The 14,081-nt window shown below is 31.5% G+C and carries 13 protein-coding genes; all 13 read right to left on the reverse strand.

The annotated features are described in order from the left end of the window. Positions 1-40: 40 nt before the first annotated feature. The 13 genes from PNO30_RS08590 to PNO30_RS08650 all read right to left on the reverse strand — a co-directional run bounded on the left by PNO30_RS08590 (position 41) and on the right by PNO30_RS08650 (position 13,779). Positions 41-820 (reverse strand): alpha-1,2-fucosyltransferase, encoded by a 780-nt coding sequence (locus PNO30_RS08590; RefSeq protein ID WP_271988092.1) that lies wholly within the window; start codon positions 818-820, stop codon positions 41-43. A 15-nt stretch (positions 821-835) separates the two neighbouring features. Continuing rightward, entirely contained in the window at positions 836-1,615 is a 780-nt protein-coding gene (locus PNO30_RS08595) for a hypothetical protein (protein WP_271988094.1), read from the reverse strand. Beyond that, on the reverse strand, positions 1,615-2,178 hold the full coding sequence (locus tag PNO30_RS08600; RefSeq protein WP_271988095.1) for a dTDP-4-dehydrorhamnose 3,5-epimerase family protein: 564 nt from the start codon (positions 2,176-2,178) through the stop codon (positions 1,615-1,617). Before PNO30_RS08600 ends, PNO30_RS08595 begins: the two co-directional genes overlap by 1 nt. A gap of 208 nt (positions 2,179-2,386) precedes the next feature. Further along, the gene (locus tag PNO30_RS08605; RefSeq protein WP_271988097.1) at positions 2,387-2,824 is read right to left on the reverse strand and encodes a GNAT family N-acetyltransferase; all 438 of its coding nucleotides are present in this window, start codon (positions 2,822-2,824) and stop codon (positions 2,387-2,389) included. A 66-nt stretch (positions 2,825-2,890) separates the two neighbouring features. Then, positions 2,891-4,273, reverse strand: a complete 1,383-nt coding sequence (selA, locus tag PNO30_RS08610) for an L-seryl-tRNA(Sec) selenium transferase (protein WP_271988099.1) — start codon at positions 4,271-4,273, stop codon at positions 2,891-2,893. Between the two features lie 10 nt (positions 4,274-4,283). Continuing rightward, positions 4,284-5,435 carry an aminotransferase class V-fold PLP-dependent enzyme gene (locus PNO30_RS08615; RefSeq protein ID WP_271988101.1) on the reverse strand — a complete coding sequence of 384 codons (1,152 nt, stop codon included), beginning with the start codon at positions 5,433-5,435 and terminating at the stop codon, positions 4,284-4,286. 54 nt (positions 5,436-5,489) lie between these two features. After that, on the reverse strand, positions 5,490-7,373 hold the full coding sequence (gene selB / locus PNO30_RS08620; RefSeq protein ID WP_271988103.1) for a selenocysteine-specific translation elongation factor: 1,884 nt from the start codon (positions 7,371-7,373) through the stop codon (positions 5,490-5,492). A 100-nt stretch (positions 7,374-7,473) separates the two neighbouring features. Further along, positions 7,474-7,749 carry a DUF3343 domain-containing protein gene (locus PNO30_RS08625; protein ID WP_048801896.1) on the reverse strand — a complete coding sequence of 92 codons (276 nt, stop codon included), beginning with the start codon at positions 7,747-7,749 and terminating at the stop codon, positions 7,474-7,476. An 8-nt stretch (positions 7,750-7,757) separates the two neighbouring features. Continuing rightward, positions 7,758-8,558: a sulfurtransferase-like selenium metabolism protein YedF gene (yedF, locus tag PNO30_RS08630; RefSeq protein ID WP_271988105.1), complete on the reverse strand. Its 801-nt coding sequence runs from the start codon at positions 8,556-8,558 to the stop codon at positions 7,758-7,760. A 27-nt stretch (positions 8,559-8,585) separates the two neighbouring features. After that, positions 8,586-9,560, reverse strand: a complete 975-nt coding sequence (selD, locus tag PNO30_RS08635; RefSeq protein ID WP_420319630.1) for a selenide, water dikinase SelD — start codon at positions 9,558-9,560, stop codon at positions 8,586-8,588. 190 nt (positions 9,561-9,750) lie between these two features. Next, positions 9,751-10,914 carry a hypothetical protein gene (locus tag PNO30_RS08640; RefSeq protein ID WP_271988109.1) on the reverse strand — a complete coding sequence of 388 codons (1,164 nt, stop codon included), beginning with the start codon at positions 10,912-10,914 and terminating at the stop codon, positions 9,751-9,753. Between the two features lie 303 nt (positions 10,915-11,217). Then, the gene (locus PNO30_RS08645) at positions 11,218-12,585 is read right to left on the reverse strand and encodes a CAP domain-containing protein (protein ID WP_271988111.1); all 1,368 of its coding nucleotides are present in this window, start codon (positions 12,583-12,585) and stop codon (positions 11,218-11,220) included. Between the two features lie 462 nt (positions 12,586-13,047). After that, entirely contained in the window at positions 13,048-13,779 is a 732-nt protein-coding gene (locus PNO30_RS08650) for a metallophosphoesterase family protein (RefSeq protein WP_271988113.1), read from the reverse strand. Positions 13,780-14,081: the final 302 nt, after the last annotated feature.

A 14,081-nucleotide genomic window follows, 5' to 3' on the forward strand; every position in this document is an offset into this window, starting at 1 on the left:
TCCAGATAGGATTGCTATTTTTATCTTTTTTTTAATTCATTTACGCTTTTTCTTCATACATACTTCTATCAACATCAACTAGTATCCAATCTCTTGTGTCTGCTATTTGTCGTCCGTCTTCTATTAGCGTTGTATTGAAGTTAGGTGCAAAAGTTTGAACATTTTTTCCGCTCACTCTCAGCACATATCCTACCCAGTATCCATAAGTAGAATTCGGCGTGATGAAGTATTTATCTGTTGCGTATAATTGTAAGAAATTATCTTGAATATCTTGATCTTCGACTACTATTTCATTCGAAAAACTAAATAATACTTTTAATTTTGGAGCTAATTCTTCTTTACACCAAGTTGTGTCATCTGAAGTTATTCTTATTGTTAAATCAGAAATATCTGCTTCTTTTTCTTTGATTATTTCTAAACAATCGACGACATACTTAACCGCGTCATAGCCATATTTCTCTACTCTATCTCCATCTAAAAAATCCGTTCTTCTTATCGCTATTGTTATATTTTTATTGTCAAACTGATTAGATAGTTCTTCTGCTCTTTCTAAAAGATATTCCCTGCAGAATGAATCCAATACCTCTGCATAATAATCTTGTCCTGATATTTGATAATATCCGAATGGTTCTAGCTCACAACCTTGCGCTTTTCCAAATAACTCAGCTGTTTTCGGAAAGAAACTTTGTGCAAATTTAAAATAACCTGTTCTTAGTACATAACTTTCTTCTATACCAGCTAATCTATCTTTATGTGCTTGCATTAATACAAATAGTAGATTACCAAGTTGGAATCCTCTATCGTTATAATAAACTTTCATTCTAAATTTCCTTTCCTATATTTTTTGCTTCATGAAATATTTACCCAAAAATGTATCCTCGTTTGGATTTTCATAGAGATCTTTAATCTGTTTTCCTGTAAATACTTCTGTCTCAGATATACTAGTTTTTAATCCTTGTGATTTCTCCATATTTTCTACAAGAGTTTTAGCTAATGCAGCTATCGGAGTAACCTGAAAAACCTTATCGTCTGGATAAATATCTACTATATTTGGTAACTTTTCTAGTAGATTCTTTGGTAATTCATTATATCGTTCCCAAAGATTAGTATCCCCTATCCTTTTATAATAATTCATTAATTCAGGTGATTTTTGAATATAATCATCAGATAAGAAACTCCATTGCTTCGTAATAATATCACTAATAAAACCTTTATTTAAACTAGTTCCATATAAAGTATCTACCAAATAAACTGTGTGATTACTATGATGAACTAGGACACTATCTAGCACCTTTTTTTGAACTTTTCCATATAGTTTTTCCGCTTCATAAATAACTGATTGTGATGATATTAGAATAAATCTATTCGTCTTTATTTCTTTTATTATTCTACACAGCTCTTCTATGTCTTTGTCACTGTTATCAAGTTCTAAATTTGTTTTTAGCTTCCCTGAGGATGGAGCTGCACATATAGTAATGTCATATTCACTATGTAGGACGTCAGTTATATTTCTCCTAGTAAAAGTATTCACATGTAGATTATCTATTTTAAGTAACTGATTAAATATTTCCTCACCTACTGATCCTGTCTCACCTATTAAAGCAATGTTTTTCATTATTTCACATCACTTTCTATAATAGCTATCACTTCGTCATAAGATAGACTTCCCTTATCTTTTTCCGAAATTATCGGTGTTGTAGTCATATCCCAAGGTAAGTTAAGTTTTAGATCTAATGGAGTAATACCTAAGTATTTTTCATTTGGATTATAATATCCAGTTACAATATAATTCAATATTCCATTTTCTACTAAAGATTGTGCGCCGTTCGCAACACCTTCAGGAACGAATACTGCCATACCAGGTTTTACATCAAGAGACATTACCTTTTTATATGTATGAGATTCACGGCGCAAATCTACAAAACACATTCTAAATGTTCCCCACGCAACTGTCATTAATTTCGCCCATCCTTGGCAGTGCATACCCCTTAGAGTCCCTTTATTCGACACTGAAACATTGTTTTGCAGATCATTATTGAAGAACTCTTTTGGTACTCCAAATTTTATTAAATCATTTTTCTTCCAGTTTTCTAGAAAATATCCTCTATCATCATGGTGAAGTGGACTTGTCAAAACTAACAATCCATCAATACCATTGTATTCTTTACATAAATCCATTTCCTAAACCTCTTCTCTATATAAGTCTACTCTATATTATCATACTTCTTTTGTGCAAACAAGTTGAAGAAAATCTAATAAAAAGAAAGATCTATACAATCAAACTTAATCGAATTTCCTAGGAAATAAATAATTCATTTGATTATATAGACCTTATTTTTTACTTGGTTAAGTAAGTCAAAATACAAAAACTTCTGTTTTAATTTTCTTACTCAAATACCTTTATAAATCTTTTTTGAACTTTATCACAGGTATAACCGATATGTTCATAGAATTTATGTGCTTCTTCACGTTTCATGGCAGAATTTAACCTAATAAAGCTAATATTATTGTCTACAGCATAGTCTTCTAACTCATTCATAAGTTTTCTACCTATTCCCCTACCTTGAAAATCAGGATTAACAGCGAGTCCTAAAATATTTAATCCTAGATTACTATAGAAACTTTCATACATTTGAGCATGAACAAATCCTATAATCTTCCTTGTGTTTTCATCTTCATAACCGATAATAATATGTTGTTTCTTGTCATTAGTTAGTTTCTCTATTTGTCTTTTCACATTTTCAACATCTACATCATAACCTAATGCTGCTTTACAAATTTCTGCTACTTCTTGTACATCTTCTATATTTATTTCCCTAAACATATACTCACCTTCTGATTTTATCAAATATTATTTAACATGCAACTTACTGCAACTTAAATTCTATGTTTACTTCGCGACTTCTATTAAAGCTTGTTTAACTAAATCGAATTCTCTTGTTCGAAGTGTTCTCATATCAAGAATTAATTCATTGTCTTTAATACGTGTAATAATAGGTATTTCTACTTCTAATAGACGACGTTCTAGTTCTGTCGCACTTAGTCTTGGGTGTTCTAATTTTACCACAACACTTTCTAAGTAACTTGCTGGATAGCTTCCTCCACCGACTTCTGCCTTATCTTCAGCTATTGTAATCTTGAAGTCTAAGTCACCAAGTCTTGTTTTTAGTACGTCTGCTTTACCAAATAAGCGTTCTTTTGATAATGAAATCATGTGCAATGTCGGAATGTGTTCTAGTGCTTCTTTTTCATCTAGATATAGTTTTAATGTAGCTTCTAATGCAGCTAAAGTCATCTTATCTACACGTAACGTACGAGTAAGTTGGTTCTTTTTCATTTTTTCTATATATTCTTTTTTACCAACGATAATACCTGCTTGTGGTCCTCCCAGAAGTTTATCTCCACTGAAAGTTACTATATCAATACCACTATCAAGCACTTCTTTTACAGTTGGTTCGTAAGGTAATCCATATTTAGAAAAGTCTACGAACTGCCCGCTTCCTAAGTCGTTTATAGACACTAGTTCGTTCTCACGAGCAAGGTAAGATATCTCTTCATTAGATACTTCTTTAGTAAATCCTACAATCTTATAGTTACTAGTATGAACTTTTAACAATGCTCCTGTATTGTCATTAATCGCATTCTCATAATCTTTTAAATGTGTTTTATTCGTAGTACCTACTTCAATAGGAGTACCACCACTTAGTTTTATAATTTCAGGAATTCTGAATGCTCCACCAATTTCTACCAGCTCTCCACGAGAAACTACTATTTCCTTGTCTTTAACTAGTGTATTTAACGTTAACAGTACAGCCGCAGCATTGTTGTTAACTACAAGGACATCTTCTGCACCTGTTAATTTTTTGATAATATCAATAAGGTGGACATAACGACTTCCACGTTTTTTATTATCTATATCAAACTCAAGGTTAGAATAGTTAAATGCTACGCTCTCAATATTTTCTTTAATCTTCTGACTTAGTAAACTACGACCTAAGTTTGTGTGTAAAATTGTTCCAGTTGCATTAATTACTCTACGTAAAGAATTTCTATCTTCTTTTTTTACTATTTGTGTAACTTCTACTACAATTTTCTCTAAACTTGGAACTTCGAATAATTCTTCATTTAGTATTTCTTGTTTAATTCTATCAATATATTCTTTTATCGCTGATTTCACCGCTACTTCTGCATATTCATTTATTAGTGCTTTTACTTCATCTAATAATAAAATCTTATTTATTGCGGGAATTTGTGATAATAATTGTTTTGACATAATAATTCTCCTAAATTTCTTTTGCTAATGTTTTTATAGCATTAATAGCATAATCTACTTCTTCTTCTGTATTCATACTAGAAAAAGAAAATCTCACTATACCTTGTTCTTTTGTCCCTAGTACCTCATGCATTAGAGGTGCGCAATGTGCTCCAGGTCTAACAGCAATGTCATATTCTTCAGCAAGTACATCTGCTACATCTGAAGCTGAAATTCCTTTGAAGTTCAATGAAACTACTGCTGTACGTTCTTTTGTAAAATCTCCATAAAACTCTAAACAATCTAAATCTTTTAATTCGTTATAGAATTTGTTCGCAAAGTTCATCTGTTTTTTATAAAGATTTTCTATTCCTTGTCTATTTATATATTTTATTCCCTCATGCAAACCTAAGATACCTACAGTGTTAAGCGTACCCGCTTCTAAGCGCAGCGGATATTCTCCTGGATGTTTCTCATCGAAAGTTCTAACTCCACTTCCACCGACTTTAAATCTCTTAATTTCAGGTTCTTTAAGTCTTACACATAGTCCACCAATTCCTTGTGGTCCGTACAGACTTTTATGCCCTGTAAAACATAATACATCTATTCCTAATTCATCTATATTAATAGGTACTACTCCTGCTGTTTGCGAAGCATCCACAACTGAAATAATATTATGTTTTTTACAGATAGCAGCAACTTTTTCCAAGTCTACTATATTCCCTGTAACATTTGAACCATGCGTAATAGCGATCATTTTTGTATTAGGTTTGATAGCTTTTTCTAACTCCTCATAGTCGATTAATCCTGTTTTTCCAGCTCTAACAATCGTATAGTCACATCCTATTGTTTCATGAGCTAAATAAACTGGTCTTAATACTGAATTATGTTCCATTGAAGTCGTAATTACGTGATCTTCTTTTTCTAATAATCCTAATATTGCTATATTTAGACTTTCTGTAGAATTACTCGTAAATACTACTCTATCTTCATCTTTCAAACCGAAGAATTTTGCAATATCATTTCTTGCTTCAAACACTTCACGAAAAGCATTATTCGCTTCATAATAACTACCTCTTGACGCATTTGCATATTTCGCCGATGATAGTACTTCATAGACTTTGTCCGCCACTTCTTTAGGTTTTTTTAGCGACGTTGCTCCATAGTCGAAATAATAACTCATATCCCTTACCTTATCTAAGTCAGTTTTGTACGATGACTTAGCTCCCTTCTTTATTTATTTTTTCGCCAATACTCGATAATTTTCTACACGTCGAGTAATTCCTAGTTTATCGATATATTCCAAAATAGCCATAGAATATTTTCTACTAGAACCTGTCATATCCCTAAATTCAGCTAATCCCATTTGTTCATTTGCACTAAAGTGATCTTCTACTTTTTGAATAGCTTCTTTTAATACATTAGCATGTAATACTAAATCAGCATCTAATCTAACTATTGTATTGTCGATTAGAGATTCTAATATCTCAACTTTCGGTTTTTCTCCATTTGTTAAATCTTTAATAGTCGGTGGTGTAAACCCTCCTTCTAGTAAAGCCTTCTCTATTCTTTCTTTTTCAGCCAATTGTTTCTTATCATAATTAACTACAAAATCTTTTTCAGCTACTAAGTTACCTTCTAGTCGAATTTCGTTGTTCGCTATAAATAGATTAAGTAGCTCTAATGTTTCTTTTTGAGAAAGTTTAAACTTAGAAAGCACCTCAATTTTAGGAATACCAACTTTCAATTTGAATCTATTATGATACTCTACTAATAATTTTTTCAGTTTTTCTAATACTTCTTCATATTTTTTCTTATGAATATATCCTAACTTAGTCTCATAAACTATAGCTGTTTCTATTAGTTGTGCTATTGATTCCACTATCTCTTCTTCTGGAAGTTGTAAATCTTTTACGATACTATCTTTAGAAACTAAATAGTTATTATGTGATAGTATATAGTTAGCTATTAAATCTGATGTATTTCCTTCAAGCTGCACTTTAAGTTTTTCAAGAATTTCTTCATTAAATCTGCTATGTTTTTTTGGACTAGCATCAAGAATTACCCCTCCACCTATTGTAATCATTGGTGAATAAGTACGAATGATGAATTTATCATAGTTTTTAACCGCTATTTCATCTTCTAGTCTAAGTTGAGCAAAACTGCTCTCTCCTGCTTTTAATAAGTCTGTTCCAAGTGGTACAACCCTTGCCATGACTTCTTCAGTACCTATATATACACGCACTCTATCCCATAGTTCAAGATTAGCTCTCTCATCATTGATTAATTTAATCTCACTGTCTAGCATATAAGTCTTTGTTAATGAATCTGCAGTCGCTAGAGTGTCTCCACGTTTCACATCATCAAACTTGATATTCGCTAAGTTTATCGCTGTTCTTTGGCCTGCGTAGGCTTTTTCTACATCCTTTGCGTGGACTTGTATATTTCTTACTTTTGTTTTTATTCCTTTTGGATAAATAACAAGTTCATCCCCTACATTTACTACACCTTCCGTAAGAGTTCCTGTAACAACTGTTCCAAATCCTTTTACCTGGAATGAACGGTCGATATTAAGTCTAGCATTTTTCTCAATATTTTTCGCTTCGATATCTTCTGTTTTCTTATCAATTGTTTCTAACAGATTGTCTAAACCTTTTTTACTAATTGAGTCTACTTCTATAATTGGAGAATTTTCAAGGACTGTTCCAGCGATGAATTCTCGAATATCTTCTTTAACAAGTTCTCGATATTCTTCTTCAACTAAATCTATTTTTGTCATTACAATAATGTAGTTTTCAATTCCTAGTAAAGTTAAAATATCAACATGCTCTTTCGTCTGAGGCATTATACCTTCTCTTGAGTCAACTAGTAATAATACTAAGTTTATACCACTAACTCCAGCTAGCATATTTTTTATAAATTTTTCATGTCCTGGAACATCAACTACACCACATCTTTTTCCACTTGGTAGATCAAAATAAGCAAATCCAAGATTTATCGACATTCCTCTGTCTTTTTCTTCTTGAGTAGTATCTGTTTCAATACCACTTAGAGCTTTTATCAGGGTCGTCTTCCCGTGATCAATATGCCCTGCAGTACCAATAATTACATTGTTATTCATACAATTCACCTTTATACTTTATATTAAGAATAGAGATTATGAGAGAGAACTTTACAAAATAGATTTTAAACTTTCTCTATAATAACCTCTATCCAAAATTTTATTTTAATTTATAATCTTTTAATTCTGTTATTATTCTTTTGATTCCAGCTTTTCTAGAATAATACAAACCACGATATTCGATTTTTTCATCCTCTAACATTCTTACAACATTATCGAAATTATCCCAAGCTGTTTTTAGCATAAATCCACAACCTACACCTATAGATGGATGTGTTGGAATAAGTGATGCTCCCATTTCTCTTTCTAAACAAATGTTATCCGCCTTTATTGAATCGTGTGTACTATTAAAAACTACTAATCCTTCTTCTACCATGCTTCCTCCTATGGTTGAATTACTTTATTAGCTTTTCTCATGTCTTCTACGATGAAGTACATGTTAGTTGGATTTCCAACCGCTAAATCAATATTGTGGTAGTCAATACATGCGCCACAGCAAACTATCTCTACTCCACCTTCTTCTAGTGTTTTTAACTCTTCTAGTACATGGCTTCGAGTTTTATCTACTAAAATTCCACCATTATTGTAGAAAATAATTTTTTTAGGAAGAACTTCTTGTTCACCTAAAGCATAAAGATATGCTTTAATTAATCTTTTACCTAGTTCTTCACTACCATGTCCCATTTGATCTTTGTTAATCACAACGATATAGCTGTCATCCTTAACTACTGGTAAAGCTTCTAATTGTGGAGTATCTTCTCTTGTAATTTCAACTTTGAAGCCACCTTCAATATCAGAAACTTTAAACTCATAACTATTTTTATCAGCAAATTTTCTGAGACTTTCTACACTATCTTTAGTTTTTACTAATAAAGTTACTTTCGTATCTTCTTCTAGTGCACGTGTTGCTTGAGTTACAGGAACTACGCATTTATCGCATAATGTATCCACGACTACACCTTCGCTCACTTCTCCCTTAGAAATAGTAACAATATATTTATCTTTTGCTTCTTCTTTCACTGAGAAATTGAATCCTAATTGTTTAGCCATTTTTTCTAAGTTTTGAGTAGCTATAACATTGTCTACAATTGTTTCTACTACATCATTTTCTAGTAATAATTTTTTTGTTTGAATAACTGGCATCGGGCAAGCTAAGCCTTGTGCATCTAAAATTTCTTTTTTCATACTTATATTCTCCTATTGTCTTCTAATTTATTTTATAATAACTGCTTTTTCTTGTTTTTCTATAACTTTACCTACTATAGCACTCTTAACTTCAAGAGTGTTTAGTTTTTCTAATAATTCGTACGCTTCACTTTCTGGTAAACTTATTAAAAGTCCTCCAGATGTTTGTGGATCGTACATTATTTCTTCTAATGCAAAGTCTTTAATCTGATATTCTACATTTGGCTCAACAAATGTTCTATTAAGTTGACCACCTGCAGTAATAACAAATTCATTTGCACATTTATACGCTTCTTCAATATATGGAATATCTTTCGAATATACTTCTGCTGAATGTTTACCATCCAACATTTCTACAAGATGTCCTAAAAAACCGAATCCAGTAATATCTGTACAACTATTAACATTAAAATCTTTCATCATTTGAGCAGAATATTTATTAAGTGTTGTCATTTGTTTAACGCTTTGAGCAAATGCTTCTTCTGAACATTCTTTTACCATGTGAGCTGTATTAATAATACTCACTCCTAATGGTTTTGTTACGATTAATAAATCTCCTACTTTACAATTGTTATTTTGTAATATTTTATCAGGATGAACTATTCCTGTTACTGATAATCCGTATTTTGGTGTAGCATCGTGAATAGAGTGTCCTCCTGCAAGAACCCCTCCTGCTTCATGAACTTTTTCCGCTCCACCTTTTAATATTTGATGTAAAATTTCTAAGTCCATATTCTCTGGGAAAGCTACTATATTTAATGCTGAGATAACTTCTCCACCCATTGCATAAACGTCACTAAGCGCATTAGTCGCTGCAATTTGCCCATATAAATATGGATCATTTATCATTGTTGTAAAGAAATCTAATGTTTGAATAATCGCCTTATCTTCGGAAATTTTATAAACGGCTGCATCATCCGAAGATTCATACCCAACTATTAAATTTTTATCTTCTTTTTTTGGAAGGTCTTTTAGTATATCTGATAAGGCTCCCGGCCCTATTTTCGAGTTTCAACCTCCACAAACAATCATGTTCATTTTCTTCTCTGACATATTTACCTCCTATGCTACTACTTATCTATAATTATACTACTTCACACTAAAATTTAAAAGTATTATTTAGTTTTTTAATGTAAAATAGACAACTAACAGATAGTAATTTTCATCTGTTAATTGTCTATAATTTTATTTATTATTTTTTGAAACTCACGTGAACGTGGTCATAGTGGTTAGCAGTTACTCCACCACGGTTAGGCATTATGTTCCATGTATTTGCTGGTCCATAAATGTTTTGTTGTGGCATATAGAATCTTTGTTTCCAGATAACGTAATAAACTCCAAGTTCATCCATATGTTTAGTTAAGTACTCTGCAAGTTGGTCACCTTGTGCTGAGTTTACAGGAACCATGAAGTCTACAGCCATACCAGAGTTATGTCCATGACCAGTACCATCATCGTCACCCGCTCTAAATAGTGAGAAACTTGTTATTCCGAATTTCTTCGCTAAAGCTACTTTCATCTTTTTAGTATGAGGAGTTAATCCATTCATCGCAGGATCAGCCAATTCTGCAGCAGTTACTTCTGGTAATCCACCAGCTACTGTAGTTGTTTGTTTTGCTTCAGCTGCTTTTTTAGCTTCTGCTTCTTTCGCTGCTTTTGCTTTTGCCTCTGCTTCTTGTTTTGCTTTTAGCTCTGCAGCTTTCTTAGCTTCGGCTTCTTTTGCTTTCGCATCAGCCGCTGCTTTTGTTTCTGCTGCTTTCTTAGCTTCTGCTTCTTTTGCTTTCGCATCTGCAGCTGCCTTTGTTTCTGCTACTTTCTTAGCTTCTACTTCTTCTTTAGCTTTTTGCTCAGCAGTTACTTCTCTCTTCTCAGCAAGTTGATCTAAAGTTGTTTTATTTTCAGTATTTTTATCTACCGGTTTGGCTGCTTGTTCTTGAGAATCAGCAACTTCTACATCATAACTTACTACAGCGTTGAAAGTGTGATTCCCTATAGTTACAACAGATTTAACAGTTTCTCTTTTAACTGCAGTATGTGGTAATTTTCTAGTAGGTACGTCAGCATTTATGTCTATCTCATACTCTACTACTTCTCCCACTTTGATAGCTTCTTTTTTAACTACATATTCTTTTCTATCTTCTGTAGTTACTCGTGCAACTACATTAGAAACGTTTTTAGCTGTTGTAAGTTTCACATAGTAGTGTCCATTTTTTTCATAAACACTAGCTTTTACATCTTTTTTATTAACATTAACTGCCGCATTATTAACTTCATTAGCAACTGTAACTGCTCCAGATGCCCCAACTAATAACACTAACCCTGTTAATATTCTTCTAGTCAATTTCGTTTTACTCATTAAATTTCTCCTAAATTTATTGTTGTGTCAATTATATCTGATTTACATATTTTAATCAATAGAATTTCTGATTTGTAATATATTCTGATTTTCTTTACAATTTCGTTACAAACTTTTGTTTAATTACATTAGCTTTAGAATAAGTTTTCATAGAGTACAATTAATTACAATTGTAGATGAAGATGACAATAGTGTCTTCAAATTGTAATATAAAAAAAGCTAACTAACATCTAACTTTAGAAAATCTAATTGGGTTTTCTACAATTTTGATGTTAATTAGCTTAATATATTTAATTTACTATTTTATACTGGTTTACCACCTTTAAAAATAGTATTTGATCCATCTAAATATTTACCTGCTTTTGGAGTAGTTCCATTAAACGCTTCATTAGAGCTTTGGTGTTGTACAAGATATACTTGACCATTTTTTATTGTTACTCCTGCACCTACATCTTTAGCAGTTGCATCTAATAAGGTATTTCTGTGTCCGTATGGATATTTAGCTACTACATTTCCAATTTCTTTGAATAGAATATCAAATAATCTTTGTGCAACTTCTTCCGGTGTCCCTGTATCTCCAGTTATAGAAATATTAGCTAAAATATAATTTGCATACCCTGCTGCTTTTGCCGCATCTTTTTCATATTGTATTGTTCCATTTGGTCCGTGAATGTTTGCGTCAACTGCACGTGTTGGTACATCTGAACTTCTAAATTTAGAAGAAGAATTTAATGCTGCATTTTCTGATAACGCTGGCAATCCATTAATATTTCTTAATTTAGCAACTTTATCTAAGAATGCTTTTCTTATTTGTTCTTCTCTACTTCCTGCTGCTGGTGCTGCTGGAGTTTGTTGTTTCGGTTTTTCAGTTTCTGTTTTTGTAGCTGCTTTTTCTTCTTTAACTGCTTGTGCTTTTCTTTCCACAGCTTTAGTATCTTCTTTAGCTGGAGTTGCTACTGCACTTCTATCAGTTCCAGCAACTGGTTTTGTCGATTGTTTAACTAAATCAGCTGGTTTATCAGCTGGTTTTTCGTTATCTGAAGTGTTTGGTCTAGCAACTGTTGTCTCAGCCTTTTTTGGAGCTTCAGCTGATTTTGTATTTTCTGCAGGAGTAGTTGCTGCTGGTTGTTCTGATTTAGTTGCAGCTTCATTTCCTTTTGATTGATCATTAGTTGCTGAAGTTTCTGGCGTATCTTCTTTTTTAGGTTCGTTCACTGGTTTAGGAGTTTCTTTTTGTTTTGCTTTTACTTCATCAGTTGCAATTTCATAACGAACATTAATATTAAAAGTATGTGTTCCTACTTTATTAACTGCAGTATATCCTTCTCTTTTAACCTCTGTATTAGGTAATTTTCTTGTTGGAGCTTTTGCTGTCATATCTAATTCTACTACAACTTCTTCCCCAGCTTTAATAAGATCTTTTTTCAATACAAACTCCGATTTAGTTTCAGTTGTAATACGAGCAATAACATTTGCTACTTCTTTATCCGCTACTAGTTTTGCATAATAATGACCATTTAATTCATATACTTTTGCTTTTACGCTAGCTTTATTTACATCAACAGCTGCAGTTTTAACTTCAACTGCATTTGTTGGTAGTGATGTTATACCTGTTAATAATACTAATCCTGTTAAAACTTTACTCGTTAACTTTATTCCTTGTTTTTTCATTATATATTCTCCTCATTTCATCGAAATCGTTTTAATTCTTAATTTAATAGTTACTTCTCCTTAATTATAATCATTCTAAATTTTATTATCAATAGATTTTCTATTTTGTAATACAAAATACATTTTGTAACAATTTAGAAATATTTAAAAATGAAGAGAATAATTCATATTCTCGCAAACAATTTAATTACTTTATTTTTATTAGTTACTTTTAATTCCCATTTCTTTTTAAAAAAAGAAATATTGTTCATAAATACTTTAAAATAGACCTTTTATGTATTTTTTTAATCTTTTTACTTAAAACTAAATTTAAAGTATATTTAAGGTTCAAGACTTATAATGTATTCATAACTAGTAAATAGTTATAAACTTCATAAACTTTCCTTTTCTATAAGAGACCGAGACAAATGTGCTCGGTTTTTTTTGTTTATAAAGAAGGATAGAAGCTGATTTCATCAACTTCTATCCTTCTTTATTGTAATATATATCATCGTCTAATATCTTACTTTGTTTGATTATTAATTCAGATCCTTCTATTACTATTATATTTAATTTACCTCCATAAACACAGCCACCATCAATATTTATTCGATTATCCTTTATTTCATAATAAGGATTTTCTTTAACAGGACTGTGTCCATGAAATACTTTTTTATTATATTTCATCTCACTTGTTAAAAATGGTTCTCTTATCCAAACCATATCACGATGTATCTGATCCCAAAAGTTTTTATTAAAATCTACACCAGCATGCACAAAGTAATAATCTTCACTCTCATACCTTGTAGGCAGATTTTGCAACCATTTCCTTAGATTTTTTTTATCTCTAGCAAATTTTTGGAAGTATTCTCTTCGTGATTCCGTTGTTGCTTCTGGATAAAACGACTGTAATGTTGTTAGTCCATTATTCCTAAAATAGTGATTTTGTCTTTTTGAAGATGTATTGTCATACATTGCTTCTTTTATCGCTAAATTAAACATGTCTTCATGATTTCCCAATAAAACTACGTGTTGTTTGTGAGCTTTTTGTAAATTATAAAAATATTCCCAAACTAATTTAGTGTTTTTACCTCTATCACACATATCTCCTAAACAAATTAATTTATCTTCATTACTGTTGAATTCTACTTCATCAAGTAATTTCTTCATCGTATAAAAACATCCATGTATATCTGAAATTACTATTGTTCTCATAAAAACACCTACTTCTTCATTTAATTCTTATATCTATAATAATAGAAAATAACTATAATGTAAATAGTAGGGGCTGACCAAAAGATCTAAAACTTAACAAAGTTCATATGAGAACTCATAGACGCAGTGGTTTATTGATATCTAAATTCGCTTTGTGAAAGCTTTTTAGATATCTAATAAACTTTGCGGGGGTGACTCGACAAAATCGATTTTGATATGTACCCCTTTTACTGGACAAACCAGTGAAAGGGGTATTTTTTATGCGTTATAGTTATGAGTTTAAAGTAAAATGTGTTGAGATG

The sequence above is a fragment of the Gemella haemolysans genome (genome assembly GCF_028308085.1).
GTDB classification, from domain to species: domain Bacteria; phylum Bacillota; class Bacilli; order Staphylococcales; family Gemellaceae; genus Gemella; species Gemella haemolysans_D.